This window comes from Acinetobacter sp. YH12108, assembly GCF_013419055.1.
Classification (GTDB): Bacteria; Pseudomonadota; Gammaproteobacteria; order Pseudomonadales; family Moraxellaceae; genus Acinetobacter.
In genome coordinates, this window is sequence record NZ_VPAW01000013.1 from 72,487 (window position 1) to 88,197 (window position 15,711).

Genomic DNA, 15,711 nt, shown 5'->3' on the forward strand with positions numbered 1-15,711 from the left:
GGTATATATTTTCCTCAATGTTAAAACATACATCGTGCAGAAAAATAAATTATTTTTCATTTTATAGTTCTGCTTTTGGGGTATTAAAATATGATGAAGATAAGAAAAGCCACTGTTCAGGACACACTAGCAATTGCGAACGTCATTTCCCCATTTGTTGATGTCTTGATTTCTAGTGAAGAGGGACGCAAGCGTTTTCAACCTGAAATTCTTCAGACCATTTTTGATCGAGCTGATATTCATTATTTTGTTGGAGAAATTAATCAAAAAATTGTGGGCGTGGTGGCCTATATGGAACCTGCACACTTCATGCACTTTTTTCTGGATCCAGCTTATCAGGGGCAGGGATATGGACGACAAATGTGGAATTTTTTAGAAGAACAAATCTGTAATCAAGGGCATCAAAGGATCACAGTCAAATCCAGTTTATATGGCTTCAATATTTATAAAAAATTTGGTTTTGTAGAAACAGGTGAACTTACTCACAAACATGGCATTCGCTTTATTCCAATGGAAAAAGTTTATCCTGTTGAATCAAATATAGCTCCCTTAGAATAGGAAAGTCTTTTATTATAATTTAATCAAGAATCTGGAGCTATTTTCTTATTTATTAGCATAGTTGGAATCTGAGAAATCAATTTTATCCCTGTCAAATTGATAAATTTTAATTATTTCTAAATTAGAAAATTAAACTTTTAGCTATTAGCCATTATCTCTTTTTTAATTAGTCATAGATTGTACTAAGGCATAGAATTAATTCACTTTTACGGTACTAATGATCAGGGTATGGCAATCAGCTGGATTTTCTTCACTTTAATGGCTGCATTTATGCAGGCCTGGCGAAATGCCTTTCAAAAACAGCTTAGTACCACAGTCGATATTTGGGGCGTGACACTGGCGCGTTTCCTGTTTGGCTTTCCGCTAGCAGGGCTTTATATTGCAACTTTATACCACTTCAAACCGGTAGAAAGTGTGGTGCATTTTACCCCGAAGTACTGGATCTATATCCTGATTGCCGGTATCAGCCAGATTCTGGCGACTGCTTTGATGGTGCAGCTGTTTAAACAGAAAAATTATGCGATTGGCGTTGGACTGGCAAAAAGTGAAGCGATTCTGGCAGCCATTATCGGAGTGATTTTTCTTTCAGATCATCTTTCTGCACTGGCATGGATCGGGGTGCTGATTGGTGGCTATGCGGTATTCCTGCTGAGTAAGGGCAATCAGCTCACCGGCCTATCCACCAAGACTTTAGCCATCGGAATCGGCAGCGGTTTGAGCTTTGCTATTACTTCACTCTTGGTACGTGAAGCCAGTCTGGAACTACCAATGTTGCCAACCGTACATCGCGCTTCATGGGTACTAATTTCGGTGATTGGTTTTCAGTGCATCAGTATGCTGATTTACCTGAGCCTGTTTAGTCGAAAAACCTTAGTTGCCATGTGGCAACGTTTAGGTCTAACCTTTAAAGTCAGCTTCTGCAGCTTTATAGCGTCCCTCGGCTGGTTTACCGCCATGAGTATGATGAGCGTGCCAATCGTGAAAACCTTGGGACAAATCGAAATCCTGTTCAGTCTGCTGATTTCAGCTTATTTCTTTAAAGAAAAACTGGCGCGTGCCGAACATTGGGGCTTGGGACTGGTGGTGATTGCAGCGATGCTAGTGATCTGGGCCTGATTAAATACCTGTATTCATAATAATCAAAAGGCCACGATATTCCGTGGCTTTTTGATTTTCTAAAATTAATCAGACTGAAATAAATTCTTTTACTGCCTGATTAAAGGCTTCTGGCTGTTCGACATTGGAAATATGCGAGGCATCTATTCCATATAGCTGGCTGTTCGCAATACGTTGCTGCATAAACTGGCCATCTGCAACAGTCGTCACCGGATCCTGCTGACCCGCAATAATCAGCACAGGGATTTGAATGCTACTAAGTTGTTCGCGGACATCCGCCTTAGCCAGAGCTTCACAGCAGTTTGCATAGCCTTCTGGGCTGCCAGCTCCGAGGTCGTTTGAAAGTTCTGCAACGACTGCCGGGTTGCTCTGGATAAAGGGATCGGTAAACCAGCGTGATGCTGCAGTTGCAGCAATCGGAGCAAGACCTTGCTCACGGACAAGCGCAGCACGGTCTTGCCATGCCTGTTCCTGGCCAATTTTGGCTGCGGTATTGCAGACAATCACGTGGCTAAAACGTTCTGGCTTATGAATCGCCAACCATTGACCGGTTAAGCCACCCATAGAAATACCACAGAATGCTGCTTTTGCAATATCCAAATGATCCAGTAGATTCACGACATCCTGACCCAGCTGCTCCAAGCTATACGGGCCTTGTGGTGCTTCCGAACCACCATGACCACGGGTGTCATAGCAGATTACGTAATGATCCTGCTGGAAATGTTCAATCTGTGGCTGCCACATGCTGTATTTGGTACCCAGTGAGTTGGAAAATACCAAGGCAGGTTTGTTGGCATCCCCAAAAGTCTGGTAATTAATCTGGGCATCATTTGATGTAAATGTTGGCATTTGTTATTCCTTTTATTTCCTTCTAAAAGTTCCTCCCTGAACAAGGCATAAGCACTGCTTAAGCCTTGTGCAAGAAAGGGAGGTTAGGAGGGATTTTTTAAACACGTTCAATAATCAGCGCGATACCTTGACCTACGCCAATGCACATAGAGCAGAGAGCATATTTCCCGCCAGTCTGTTCCAGCTGGTTCAGTGCGGTTGTCACCAGACGGGCACCGGAAGCACCGAGTGGATGGCCAATGGCAATGGCACCGCCATTCGGGTTTACATGGGCAGCATCATTTGGAAGGCCAAGGTCACGGGTCACGGCTAAGGCCTGTGCAGCAAAGGCTTCATTCAGTTCAATGACATCCATCTGATCTAGTGTCAAACCGGTCTGGGCCAGTAGCTTTTTAATCGCTGGTGCCGGACCAAAGCCCATAATGCGTGGCTCTACACCGACAACCGTTGAACCAATAATTTTGGCACGTGGTTTTAAACTATAGTGTTGAACGGCTTCATCGGATGCAATCAGGAGTGCCGCTGCACCATCGTTAATGCCAGAAGCATTGCCTGCCGTCACCGTACCATCTGCTTTGACGACTGGTTTTAACTTAGTTAAACCTTCTAGTGTTGTAGAAGCACGAGGATGTTCATCAGTATCTACCACAACTGGTTCGCCTTTACGCTGAGGAATGACCACGGGCACGATTTCATTTTTAAAGAAACCTTTGGCTTGTGCTGCTGCTGTACGTTGCTGGCTGGTCAGGGCAAACTTGTCTTGATCTTCACGATTAATATTGAACTGTTCTGCCACGTTTTCAGCAGTTTCCGGCATGGTTTCCACGCCATACAGTTCTTTCAGTTTCGGGTTGATAAAACGCCAGCCCATGGTGGTGTCTTCAATTTTCTGGCTACGGCCATAAGCGGTTTCTGCTTTACCCATGACAAAAGGGGCGCGTGACATGGATTCCACACCACCAGCCACAATCAGATTCGCTTCACCGGCTTTAATGGCACGTGCCGCAATCGCTATTGCATCCAGGGAGGATCCGCAAAGACGGTTAATGGTAGTGGCTGGCACTTGATAAGGTACACTTGCAAGCAGTGCTGACATACGACCCACGTTGCGGTTGTCTTCACCGGCCTGGTTGGCACAGCCGTAGATAATGTCATCAACTTTTTCCCAGTTGATACTTGGGTTGCGTTCCATCAAGGCTTTAATCGGGATCGCGCCAAGATCATCAGCACGAACAGGTGCCAGCCCACCCGCATAGCGACCGAATGGGGTACGGATGGCATCGATGATGTATGCGTTTTTCATTGTGTATTTGCTCACATATTTAAAAGAAGAAAACTCCTCCCTTTTTAAAGGGAGGTTGGGAGGGATTTAATGAAGTAGTTTTAATCCTCAAATCCTCCCTAAATCCCTCCTTTAATAAAGGAGGGACTTCCCCTTAATTTGATTGAGTCGCATCAATCAGTTTGGCACCAGTTAATGCCTGCAATTCTTCAAATGACAGACCTTCAACTTTTTCAATCACTTTCATGCCTTCAGCCGTGACATCAATCACACACAGATCGGTATAAATACGGTCTACACATTTCAGGCCAGTGGCAGGATAAGTCAGTTCAGCCACGATCTTCGGTTCACCTTTTTTAGTGACATGATCGGTAGTGATAAAGACTTTCTTGGCACCGACGGCCAGATCCATCGCGCCACCGACAGCAGGAATTGCATCCGGTGCACCAGTATGCCAGTTGGCCAAGTCACCATTTTCAGCGACCTGGAATGCCCCCAAGACTGCGATATCTAATTGTCCACCACGCATCATGGCGAAAGAATCGCCATGGTGAAAGAAAGCACCTCCAGTCAGCATGGTCACAAATTCTTTACCGGCATTAATCAGCTCAGGGTCTTCTTCGCCTTTGGCAGGTGGCGGACCGAAAGCCAGCAGGCCATTTTCAGAATGCAGGAAAACATCCTTGTCTGCTGGTAGATAGCTGGCAATCTTGGTCGGCAGGCCAATACCAAGGTTGACATAGGCACCATCCGGAATGTCCTGGGCAACACGTTCAGCAATCTGGTCACGGGTCAGTTTGTTATAGCTCATGATTTTGCTCCTGAATTACTGTGCAGGTTGTACTTGGACAACATGTTGGACAAAGATGCCTGGGGTAATAATGTGTTCCGGATCCAACTCACCGAGTTCAACGACTTCAGCAACTTGGGCAATAGTCACATCTGCCGCCATCGCCATGATTGGACCGAAGTTACGGGCAGATTTACGGTAGACCAGATTGCCCCAACGGTCGCCCTGATGGGCCTTAATTAAAGCAAAGTCAGCTTTAATCGGATTTTCCAGGACAAAATCTTTGCCTTCATAGTTCAAGGTTGGTTTGCCTTCAGCCAGCAAGGTACCAAAACCGGTTGGGGTATAGATTGGACCTAAGCCCATACCTGCTGCCTGAATACGGCAAGCCAGATTACCTTGCGGCACCAGTTCCAGTTCGATCTTGCCTGCACGATAGAGTTCGTCAAATACCCAGGAATCAGACTGACGCGGGAAAGAGCAGATAATTTTACGCACAGCGCCCGCTTTAAGCAGTTTCGCCAGACCATAGTCGCCATTACCAGCATTATTATTGACAATAATAAGATCCTTGATTCCCAATTCGATCAGACCATCAATCAGTTCAGCAGGCTGACCCGCTGTCCCAAATCCGCCGATCATAATGGTAGAACCATCCTTGATCTGGGAGAGTGCTTCTTTCAATGATAATGAACTTTTATCTATCATAATCTGGTCCTTACATACCTTAAACTAATGGATGTCTTTAAATTCGTTTTGAATCTGATGTTGCAACCGGAACAGCATTACGGTCTTTCTGTGACAGCAGAAAATGTGCTACCAGGCCAATACAAATCCCCCAAAAGACTGAACTCAGCCCCAAGAAATGCATGCCGGAAGCAGTTGCTAAAAAGGTGATCAGTGCGGCATCACGTTGCGACTCTTTGCCCATCGCCATAGAGATGTTAGTGGCAATTGCTCCGAGTAAGGCCAGTCCTGCCAAAGCTGCAATTAATTCCTTCGGCATCAGGCTAAACAGCATGACAATGCTGCCGGCAAACAGGCCGCCTAAAATATAAAAAAGCCCGTTCGCCACACCCGCGATATAACGCTTTTCTTTCAGCTCGTGCGCGTCTTTGCCTAAACACAATGCGGCCGTAATAGAGGCCAATACAATAGTAATCCCCCCCACACAGGCTACTGCGAGCGAGGCAATACTGGTTGCACTGATAATTGGCTTGGCAGGCATGTCATATCCACTGATCTTGATAATGGCCATTCCTGGTAAGAACTGGCCCGACAGACTGACCAGAATAAGCGGGAGGGCCAGATTCAGGGTGGAACTCCAAGTCCATTCCGGTGCAATAAATTGCGGAATTGCCAGACTGAAATCTGCCGTGACCGGATTAATCTTGCCCAGCAGCATGCTTAAAATCACACCGGCAACCAGCACCCAGACCATGGCATAACGTGGACTGAAACGCTTGGCCAGCAAAAACACCGCCAGCATGCCAAAGACGATATAGGGCATGGTATCGGTCGCGGTGAACAGTCCTAAACCAAACTGCAGTAAAATTCCGGCCATCATTCCGCCAGCGACTTCCTGGGGAATCCAGGACAGCAATTTGTCGAAATAACCGGTAATCCCAATGAGAAAAATCACCACAGCAGAGGTGATATAGGCCGCAACCGCTTCATTGAGCGAAATATCGGGAAACAGCGTGACCAATAGTGCCGTTCCGGGCGCAGACCAGGCGGTGACAACAGGTATTTTGTATTTAATCGATAAAAAGATACCTGCGAGCGCCGCACCAATAGAAATTCCCCAAATCCATGAAATCATCATGTCTGGGGAAACCTGGGCTTGCTGCGCTGCCTGGAAAAAAATGATCAGTGGTCCTGAATAGGAAATCAGCACTGCTAGAAATCCTGCAACAGTCGCTGAAATTGACCAGTCATTTTTTAATGTCTGAAACAGGGTGTTCATTGGTAATGTGCCTCCTTGCGTCGAACCATGAGCCTGTCAAAAATCGTGATGATCAGGACTAGCCTTGATCTCCACCACCGACCGGTACTACGGTACCTGTCATATAAGATGATTCATTGGAAGCTAGGAATAGAATGGCATTTACTTGCTCCTGAATTGTGCCGTAGCGACCCATAAACGTACGGTCAATGGTCTGATCTACCACTTGCTGCATCCATTCTTGTTCAGATTCAGTCAGTGGATTGGCATTGCGCGGTACTTTACGGGGAGGTGCTTCGGTGCCACCCGTTGCAACGGCGTTGACACGAATCCCGTCTTTGGCATGTTCAAAGGCAAGGGCAGCTGTCAAGCCGTTAACTCCACCTTTAGAAGCCGAATAAGGCACCCGGTTAATGCCACGGGTTGCAATTGACGATACGTTTACAATGGTGCCATGCTGCTGCTTGATCATTTGCGGTAGCACTGCACGGCAGCACCACATGGTTGGGAACAATGAACGGTTCACTTCTTTGATGATTTCTTCTTCAGAAAATTCTTCAAAAGGTTTCATCCAGATCGCACCGCCAACATTGTTGATCAGCACATCAATACGCCCATAGGTATCTAAGGCTTTTTCAACGACAGATTGAGCACCGGCATAAGTTTCCAGATCGGCTTTTACAGTAATGGCATCGCCACCTGTGGCTTCAATCTCTACCAATACTTCTTCTACATAGGGAGAAAGATCGGCCATGATGACTTGGGCGCCTTCGCTCGCCACCTGCATCGCGACACCGCGACCGATGCCTTGAGCAGCACCAGTCACGATCACGACTTTATCTTCAAATCTTGGGTTACGGTTCATAAGATTCTCCGGCTTCTAAACTTAGTTGGCAGAGAATTTTTCAAACAGGAAGCTGGCAGGTTTGACACCTTCAGCATCCAGCCAGCTGCGAACCGCTTCAACCATTGGCACCGGACCACACAGGTAGATGTCGACATCTCCAGCATTCAGCCATTCATTTTCAATATGGCCAGTGACATAGCCTTTACGTTCATGTGCAGATTCCGGGTTTGCCACTACAGTACGGTATTCGAACCACGGGAATTTATCTTGTAGTTCATTCAGTTTTTCAATGGCCACCAGATCAAAATCATTGGTCACACCAAATACCAGACGCACTGGATGCTTTGAACCTTTTTCTTCCAGCACTTGCAACATCGACATGAATGGTGCAATACCTGTACCACCTGCCAGCATCAATACCGGCCGGGTCACATTACGCAGATAGAAGCTGCCGAATGGACCTGTAAATGTCATCTTGTCGCCGGCTTTGGCATTTTTACTGAGGAATTCACTCATTTTGCCGTTAGGGACATTACGTACTACAAAACCAGTTAAACGGTTACCCGGTTTAGAGCTGAATGAGTAAGAACGGGTTTCAGTGGTTCCAGGAATACCGACATTGACATATTGTCCGGCCAGAAAATGGATATCTGGTTGACCATCATCGAGTTGAATATCAAAAGTAATGGTGGAATCAGACAGGTTTTCTACACGGGCCAACGTACCTTGAAATGCATGAATCTCGGTTTTACAGACATCAGAGGAGGCCTGAATTTGGAACACGGCATCCGAAGTCGGTTTACATTGGCAAGCCAGGATAAAACCTTCTGCGGCTTCTTCTGGTGTCAGTGCATCTTCAATGTACATTTCTTCAGGCATGTCATACGCACCTGATTCACAAAAAGCGCGGCACGTTCCACATGCACCGTCACGGCAATCTAGAGGGATATTGATCTTTTGACGGTAAGCTGCATCGGACAAGGTTTCGCCTTGGGCAACACTAATAAAACGTGTAACGCCATCTTCAAATTGGAGTGCAACATTGTGGTTTGACATGGCTGAATATCCTATATAAATCTTTGAAACTGGACCCTTCAGCCAATTTTCCATCTGGCTAAAGGGTTTTACCTGGCTGTCGAGACAGTCTTAGAGGTGATAAATGTCGATAACCTGGTTGATGTAATCGTTTTTCAGTACCACGTATTTGCTTAAAATCTGTGGTTTTTCGCCTGAAAAATCGATTACATAACGAGACATACCGAAGTAGCTGTAACTGGTTTTGTAGCGGAAACTCAGGGTATTCCAGTTAAAACGTACAGTGACCTTGTCGCCATCACGTTCCACAATTTCAATATTGCAGATGTTGTGGCTGGTACGGGTATCCGGCATGGTGGCAGATGAACGTTCTGTCTTGATCCGGAACACACGGTCTTCAAGACCCTGACGGTCTGGGTAGTAAATCAGTGAGATTTCAGACTGTGGATCTTCAGTCAGACGGTCATCATCATCCCAAGCAGGCATCCAGAAAGAAGCAGTAGGGGCGTAGCACTGTAACCAGTCATCCCATTGCTCATCATCTAAAAAGCGGGCTTCCTGATACAGGAACTGTGCAATATTTTCTAAAGTGATGTCGCTCATGCGGTTTCTCCTTCAGTGCTTGCAGCAATTTCTTTTTCAGTCGCAATGCCTTTTTTGATCAGCTCTAACCAGTACTGGTGCTGAGCCAGGTACAGGCCTTCATCTTCTGTTTTAATACCAGACAGTTTTGGTTTCAGGCCAATTTCATTGGCTGCATCATCTGGCCCTTGAATCCAGTGCTTAGACCCGCGACACATGTCGTTCCATTCCAGTGCGATCCCGGCATAACCAGCCTGACAGGCACGGAATTCTTCCAGATCGTCTGGGGTAGCCATACCAGAAGCATTAAAGAAATCTTCATACTGACGGATACGGCGAGTGCGTGCTTCCGGCTCTTCACCGACAGGACCGATACAGTAAATCGTCACTTCAGTCTTATCGACAGAGATTGGACGCAGAACACGGATTTGTGAGCCGAACTGATCCATGAAGTAAACGTTTGGATAGATACACAGGTTACGTGAACGTTCGATCATCCATTTCGCCATGGCTTCACCATACCGTTCGGTATATTCATCTTTCTTGGCAAAGTTTGGACGGTCTTCCGGGTTGGCCCATTGTGTCCAAAGCAGCATGTGACCATGTTCAAAGCCGTAAGAACCACCGCCTTGTTTGCCCCATGAACCTGCGCTCATGGCACGAATATTATCGCCAGCTTCTTTTTCCTTACGTTGCTGAGTCGTTGCAGCATAGTTCCAGTGCACGGCAGAGACGTGATAACCATCGGCACCGTTTTCTGCAGTCAGCTTCCAGTTACCTTCATAGGTATAAGTCGACGAACCGCGTAAAACTTCCAGACCTTGCTCAGACTGACCCACGATCATGTCGATGATCTTGGTGGCTTCACCCAGGTATTCTTCCAGAGAAGGAACATCCGGATTCAGGCTGCCAAACAAGAAGCCTTTGTAATTTTCAAAACGGGCTACTTTTTTCAGGTCATGAGAACCGTCCTGGTTAAAGCAATCTGAATAGCCTGCATCAGCCGGATCTTTCACTTTTAACAGCTTGCCCGAGTTATTGAATGTCCAGCCATGGAATGGGCAGGTATAGGTTGCTTTATTGCCACGCTTATAACGGCACAGTTGTGCACCGCGGTGAGAGCAGGCATTGATCATGGCATTCAGTTCGCCATTGCGGTTACGTGCAATGATGATTGGCTGACGGCCAATATGGGTTGTGTAGTAATCGTTGTTATTGGGAATCTGGCTCTCATGGGCCAGATAAACCCAGTTTCCTTCAAAGATGTATTTCATTTCCAGATCAAACAGGGCTTGATCAGTAAATACGGAACGGTGCAGTTTAAATTCACCAGATTCAAAATCATCGACCAGTAATTCATCAATACGGTCTAAATGGCTGGTGTTAATTACAGGAATACGAGGCATGTCCAGTCTCCGACTTTCCAAGGAGGGGAAGTCATCGGGATGTTGCTCAGACTGACATCCCGATTCCATTTTGAATTAAGCGCTTGCGCGACGACGTTCTACTTCAGTGCTTGGCGCTGCAGCCTGGTCTTTCACCAGTTCAATATTGAACTGGATATGTTTGAATGGACCATTTAAACCACGGTGTGCGATTTCAGCTTCATCGGTCACATCAACAGCGGTTGCGACCAGACCATCACGTGTGGCGAAGGCAAAGTCATCCCACAGGTATTGATCGCCTTCGATATTGAACTGTGTGGTTAACTTTCGGTAACCCGGTGCAGATACGAAGTAATGCACATGAGATGGGCGGTTACCGTGACGACCTAATTTGTCCAGTACGAACTGGGTAGTACCTTCAGGTGGACAGCCATAACCGACCGGCATGGTAGTCAGGGCAACATATTTACCGTCTTGATCGGTAAAGATAGAACGGCGTAGGTTAAAGTCAGATTGCGACTTGTCAAAGAAAGAGTAGTTGCCCAGGCTGTTGGCATGCCAGACTTCAACTTTTGCACCTTCAATGATGTTGCCGTCAGTATCGGTCACTGTGCCTTCAATAATCAGGGTTGGAATTTTGCCCTCTTCAGAACCGTCATCCATACGCGCAAAACCAACTGACTCAGGAGCACCTGCAACATACAGCGGGCCTTCGATGGTACGTGGTGTACCGCCAGTAATGCCTGCTTTGGCATCTGCTTCATCCGCGCGTAAGTCTAAGTAATGTTCCAGACCCAGACCTGCAGCCAGTAAGCCTAATTCATTGGCTTGACCTGCATCAGTAAAGTATTCCAGACCTTTCCAGAGTTCAGTCTGAGAAATATCAAGATCTTCAATAGCCTGGAAAAGATCACCTAATAAACGTACAACAACTTGTTGTACACGCTCATCAACTGGTCCTGTCGCTGTATCGACATTCATTTTTTTAACCAGTGCATCAATTTCTTGGCGGTTCATACTATTGCTCCTAAAGTATGTCTTTCATATTTTAGTGGCGCATGTTTTAGCATTCGTTTGGCTGGCTAAATCTTGCTGGCCACAAGTCCTTTTGGATTACCCTCAGGTGTAAGGGGGGAAGAAAACTCTTTCATTTCCATTCCCGAATTTATTCATTACTTGTCATCATCCCGAATCGATGATGGATGGCGGTTCAATGCCATAACTTTGATGTTCATATACGGGTAGAGCGGCAAGCCTTGTAGCAGGTTGTGCAACTCTTCATTGCTTTCAACATCAAAAATACTGATGTTTGAATACTGCCCGGTGATACGCCAGATATGACGCCACTTACCCTGGCGTTGCAGATCCTGTGAATAAGCTTTTTCAACTGCCTTAATTTCATTGGCCTGTTCAACCGGCATATCTTTTGGAATATTGACGTCCATTCGTACTTGGAAAAGCATGGGATTCTCCTGGAATTATTGACGACGCAAGTTGTCAATTTTGTTTTCATCCAACTCAATACCCAGACCTGGTCCTTTCGGAATCTCAAGTTCAAAGTTTTGATACTGGAGTGGGGTTCTTAAAATTTCATCAGTTAACAGCAGTGGACCAAACAGTTCGGTGCCATAAGCGAGACTTTCAAAAGTCGAGAAGGCATGGGCAGAGGCGATCGTGCCCACCGGACCTTCAAGCATGGTGCCGCCATACAGATCGATACCTGCCAGCTGTGCCACTTTTGCAACTTCACAACCTTCAATCAGGCCACCAGATTGCGCCACTTTGACTGCAAAAACTGATGAGCCATGCTGACGTGCGATCTGATAGGCAGACTGCGGACCCATCAAGGATTCATCCGCCATGATGGCGATATCAAAACGCTGGGTCAGACGTCGCATTGCATCCAGATTATCAATGGCACATGGCTGTTCAATCAGGTCAATGCCGCCGTCCTGGAGTAACTGAATGCCTTTAATCGCGTCCAGCTCTGTCCAGGCACGGTTCACATCAACACGGATCGAAATGTCTTTGCCTAGTGCCTGTTTAATCGCAAGCACGTGTTCAACATCCTGTTCCACTGGACGTGAACCAATTTTCAGTTTGAAAATATTGTGGCGTTTGGCCGCAATCATTTTCTGGGCTTCGGCAATGTCTTTCTCGGTATTGCCAGATGCCAAGACCCACAGTACTGGTACGCTGTCACGTAAACGTCCACCTAAAATTTCACTCAGTGGCAGATTCAAACGCTGTGCCTGAATATCCAGTAGCGCAGTTTGAATGGCACACTTGGCAAAACGGTTACCATTAATATTTTTTTTGATGGCTTGTAATGTCTGTGCAACATTCAAACCTGATAATGTTTTCAGAAGCGGTGCAAAGTAAGTCTCAATATTCACTTTGACACTTTCTGGGCTTTCTTCACCGTAGCCTAAACCGCCAATAGTGGTGGCTTCGCCCCAACCCACATAGCCGTCTTCGGTGGTGATTTTGACCAGGACCAGTGTCTGGGTTTGCATGGTTGCGACAGCCATCTTGTGAGGACGGATCGTCGGTATTTGAACCAGCAAGGTTTCAACTGACTTATACATAATTACGCTTCACATTCTTGCTTTAATGTTTTGACTTGATATACCTTAAAAGAATAATTTTGATTGGTCTAAGATCGATTTAGCATTTTTTTATACTTTAAAGGTATGCAATAATATGGAACTCAGGCATTTGCGTTACTTCGTCGCAGTCGTCGAAGAACAAAGTTTTACCAAGGCGGCAGAAAAACTGTTTATTGCTCAACCACCTTTAAGCAGACAGATACAAAATCTGGAACAGGAACTGGATATTCAGCTCTTTGAAAGAGGTAGCCGACCGCTTAAGACCACAGAAGCAGGTCAATTCTTCTATCAACATGCGGTTAAACTTTTGTCTAATGCGGAAGAAATCAAATCGATGACCAAGCGGATTGGTATCGCGGATCGCACCATTAGCATTGGTTTTGTTGGCTCGTTATTGTTCGGTTTGCTATCGCGTATTGTGTTTCTATTTAAGCAGCAACATCCCCAGCTCAAAATTGAGATGGTTGAAATGAATACTTCAGAGCAGATTCAGGCACTTAAAGAAGGGCGGATTGATGTCGGTTTTGGACGTTTAAGGATTTCAGATCCGGCAGTGAAACGGGTGTTGCTGCGTGAAGAACGGCTGATGGTCGCGGCACATTCCAGCCATTTTCTCTCGCAACGAGATGGCGTGAACCTGTCGGAACTGGTGGATCAGCCACTCTTTTTATACCCGAATAATGGTAAAGCGAATTTTTCTACCCAGGTGCGCGGTATATTTTCCGAGTATGGGCTGGAACCGAAAAATATCCGTGCAGTCAGTGAATTGCAACTGGCGCTTGGTTTTGTGGCTGCCGGAGAGGGCGTCTGTATTGTGCCGGAAAGTGCCCAGAATATTCGTCTGGCACATTTAAACTTTATCCCTTTATTAGATGAATTTGCGGTCAGTCCGGTTTTTATGGCTATTCGTAATATGGATGAAAGTGAATATATTCGTTATCTGTTTGATGCGGTCTATCAGGTCTATGATCTTGAAGCGATTAAATATGATCGTGCTGTATTTTAATTCAGATCAATACCTGTCTGGATCTTATAGGGAATAAAGCGAATCCATATTTTAATATTGAATGAAGGTTTCATTTTTTGGATGAATATCATTAAGGCATAGTAAATAAAGCCTTTTCTTTAAGGCAGACTTTATAGGTATAGAAGCATGCCTATTCAGTTTTGGACATTTATGCACATCTTCTGCATTGTGAATCTCATAAATTGAACTTCACAATTAGGAGGTGGAGATGTCTACAAATAAAGTGAATATAAATACGCTGATTGATGAAGCAAAGTTCACGCCATTTCATTGGGGCGTCCTGATCTGGTGTTTGCTGATCATTATTTTTGACGGTTATGACCTGGTAATTTACGGCGTGGCTTTACCGCTACTGATGCAGGAATGGGCACTCAGTGCAGTACAGGCAGGCATGTTAGCCAGCACCGCCTTGTTCGGTATGATGTTTGGAGCGATGAGTTTCGGCACTTTGTCCGATAAACTGGGACGTAAAAAAACCATCATGATCTGTGTCGCGATCTTTAGTGGTTTTACGTTTATCGGTGCCTTTGCAACATCACCTGTCGAATTCGGAATTTTACGTTTTCTTGCCGGACTCGGAATTGGTGGCGTGATGCCAAACGTCGTTGCCCTGATGACGGAATACGCACCAAAAAGGATTCGCAGTACACTGGTCGCTTTGATGTTTAGTGGCTATGCCATCGGCGGCATGACATCTGCTTTGCTTGGCGCATGGCTGGTACCACAGTTCGGCTGGAAAATCATGTTCTTGCTTGCGGGTACTCCTTTACTGTTCCTGCCGATACTCTGGAAATATTTACCAGAATCCCTGATGTATCTGACCAATAAGCAGCAAACGGCTGAAGCGCAAAGCATTATCCGAAAAATCTCGCCAACTCAGATAATTGGATCTGACACCCAGTTTGTTCTGAATGAAGTGCAAAAAGGCGATGAAGCACCTTTAAAAGCACTATTCCAGCAAGGCCGTACATTTAGTACCTTTATGTTCTGGTTGGCATTTTTCATGTGTCTATTAATGGTTTATGCACTAGGCAGCTGGTTACCAAAACTGATGATCCAGGCTGGATATTCACTGGGTGCCAGCATGATCTTCCTATTTGCCCTGAATATTGGCGGCATGATCGGGGCTATTGGTGGGGGTTATCTGGCAGACCGTTTCCATATCAAAAAAGTACTGACCATCATGTTTCTTTGCGGGGCAGCTTCTTTAATCCTGCTCGGTTATAACAGTCCACAATTCGTGCTTTATAGCTTAATTGCTGTGGCCGGTGCAGCGACCATTGGTTCACAAATTCTGCTTTATACCTTCGTGGCGCAATATTATCCATCGACGGTGCGTTCTACTGGCATGGGCTGGGCTTCCGGGATTGGACGTATCGGTGCGATCGTTGGACCGGTATTGACAGGTGCTTTACTCACCATGAATTTACCGCATCAAATGAACTTCTTTGCAATTGCGATTCCCGGTTTGATTGCTGCGCTGGCAATTTTCCTGGTGAACTTAAAAATGTCTGTAGAAGGTCAAGCCCTTGCTGCACCTGAGATTCGCACTGATTCTCTCGCTGAAAAAGCAAGTTAATGGATTAAATATCAATTAATAAAGAAAACACTTCTAATGATAGAGATCGCCATCGTAAGCGGTGGTGATCTGTTGCTAGAATCGAGACGCATAATAAAAAAGTGAGT

The 15,711-nt window shown here is 45.8% G+C and carries 16 protein-coding genes; 4 read left to right on the top strand and 12 right to left on the bottom strand.

Features of this window, described 5'->3' with window-relative positions:
- Positions 1-93: 93 nt before the first annotated feature.
- Together FTU46_RS10045 and FTU46_RS10050 are read left to right on the top strand one after the other, a co-directional pair.
- A complete protein-coding gene (locus tag FTU46_RS10045) occupies positions 94-558 on the top strand; it encodes a GNAT family N-acetyltransferase (RefSeq protein WP_180104918.1) in 465 nt (154 codons plus the stop codon).
- 228 nt (positions 559-786) lie between these two features.
- The gene (locus FTU46_RS10050; RefSeq protein WP_180104919.1) at positions 787-1,674 is read left to right on the top strand and encodes a DMT family transporter; all 888 of its coding nucleotides are present in this window, start codon (positions 787-789) and stop codon (positions 1,672-1,674) included.
- Between the two features lie 69 nt (positions 1,675-1,743).
- On the opposite strand, the gene pcaD is transcribed toward FTU46_RS10050, so the two are convergent.
- From pcaD to FTU46_RS10110, 12 genes are all read right to left on the bottom strand, one after another.
- On the bottom strand, positions 1,744-2,523 hold the full coding sequence (gene pcaD, locus FTU46_RS10055) for a 3-oxoadipate enol-lactonase (protein WP_180069490.1): 780 nt from the start codon (positions 2,521-2,523) through the stop codon (positions 1,744-1,746).
- A 97-nt stretch (positions 2,524-2,620) separates the two neighbouring features.
- A complete protein-coding gene (gene pcaF / locus FTU46_RS10060; protein WP_180104920.1) occupies positions 2,621-3,826 on the bottom strand; it encodes a 3-oxoadipyl-CoA thiolase in 1,206 nt (401 codons plus the stop codon).
- A 133-nt stretch (positions 3,827-3,959) separates the two neighbouring features.
- The gene (locus FTU46_RS10065) at positions 3,960-4,616 is read right to left on the bottom strand and encodes a 3-oxoacid CoA-transferase subunit B (protein ID WP_180104921.1); all 657 of its coding nucleotides are present in this window, start codon (positions 4,614-4,616) and stop codon (positions 3,960-3,962) included.
- 15 nt (positions 4,617-4,631) lie between these two features.
- Positions 4,632-5,303, bottom strand: a complete 672-nt coding sequence (locus FTU46_RS10070; protein WP_159122925.1) for a 3-oxoacid CoA-transferase subunit A — start codon at positions 5,301-5,303, stop codon at positions 4,632-4,634.
- A 37-nt stretch (positions 5,304-5,340) separates the two neighbouring features.
- Positions 5,341-6,561 carry a benzoate/H(+) symporter BenE gene (benE, locus tag FTU46_RS10075; RefSeq protein ID WP_180104922.1) on the bottom strand — a complete coding sequence of 407 codons (1,221 nt, stop codon included), beginning with the start codon at positions 6,559-6,561 and terminating at the stop codon, positions 5,341-5,343.
- A 58-nt stretch (positions 6,562-6,619) separates the two neighbouring features.
- Entirely contained in the window at positions 6,620-7,405 is a 786-nt protein-coding gene (gene benD / locus FTU46_RS10080) for a benzoate diol dehydrogenase BenD (RefSeq protein ID WP_180104923.1), read from the bottom strand.
- A 21-nt stretch (positions 7,406-7,426) separates the two neighbouring features.
- Positions 7,427-8,443: a benzoate 1,2-dioxygenase electron transfer component BenC gene (benC, locus tag FTU46_RS10085; RefSeq protein ID WP_180104924.1), complete on the bottom strand. Its 1,017-nt coding sequence runs from the start codon at positions 8,441-8,443 to the stop codon at positions 7,427-7,429.
- A 90-nt stretch (positions 8,444-8,533) separates the two neighbouring features.
- Positions 8,534-9,025 carry a benzoate 1,2-dioxygenase small subunit gene (gene benB, locus FTU46_RS10090; protein WP_004785632.1) on the bottom strand — a complete coding sequence of 164 codons (492 nt, stop codon included), beginning with the start codon at positions 9,023-9,025 and terminating at the stop codon, positions 8,534-8,536.
- Positions 9,022-10,410 (bottom strand): benzoate 1,2-dioxygenase large subunit, encoded by a 1,389-nt coding sequence (gene benA / locus FTU46_RS10095; RefSeq protein ID WP_104426109.1) that lies wholly within the window; start codon positions 10,408-10,410, stop codon positions 9,022-9,024. The genes benB and benA overlap by 4 nt, the downstream gene beginning before the upstream one ends.
- A 75-nt stretch (positions 10,411-10,485) precedes the next feature.
- The gene (gene catA / locus FTU46_RS10100; RefSeq protein ID WP_180104925.1) at positions 10,486-11,406 is read right to left on the bottom strand and encodes a catechol 1,2-dioxygenase; all 921 of its coding nucleotides are present in this window, start codon (positions 11,404-11,406) and stop codon (positions 10,486-10,488) included.
- Positions 11,407-11,561: 155 nt separating this feature from the next.
- Positions 11,562-11,852, bottom strand: a complete 291-nt coding sequence (catC, locus tag FTU46_RS10105; RefSeq protein WP_180002032.1) for a muconolactone Delta-isomerase — start codon at positions 11,850-11,852, stop codon at positions 11,562-11,564.
- Between the two features lie 15 nt (positions 11,853-11,867).
- Positions 11,868-12,977 carry a muconate/chloromuconate family cycloisomerase gene (locus FTU46_RS10110; RefSeq protein ID WP_180104926.1) on the bottom strand — a complete coding sequence of 370 codons (1,110 nt, stop codon included), beginning with the start codon at positions 12,975-12,977 and terminating at the stop codon, positions 11,868-11,870.
- Between the two features lie 115 nt (positions 12,978-13,092).
- On the opposite strand from FTU46_RS10110, the gene FTU46_RS10115 reads away from it, so the two are divergent.
- Both FTU46_RS10115 and FTU46_RS10120 read left to right on the top strand, forming a co-directional pair.
- Positions 13,093-14,004 carry a LysR family transcriptional regulator gene (locus tag FTU46_RS10115; RefSeq protein WP_180104927.1) on the top strand — a complete coding sequence of 304 codons (912 nt, stop codon included), beginning with the start codon at positions 13,093-13,095 and terminating at the stop codon, positions 14,002-14,004.
- A 229-nt stretch (positions 14,005-14,233) separates the two neighbouring features.
- Entirely contained in the window at positions 14,234-15,604 is a 1,371-nt protein-coding gene (locus tag FTU46_RS10120) for an MFS transporter (protein WP_180104928.1), read from the top strand.
- Positions 15,605-15,711: the final 107 nt, after the last annotated feature.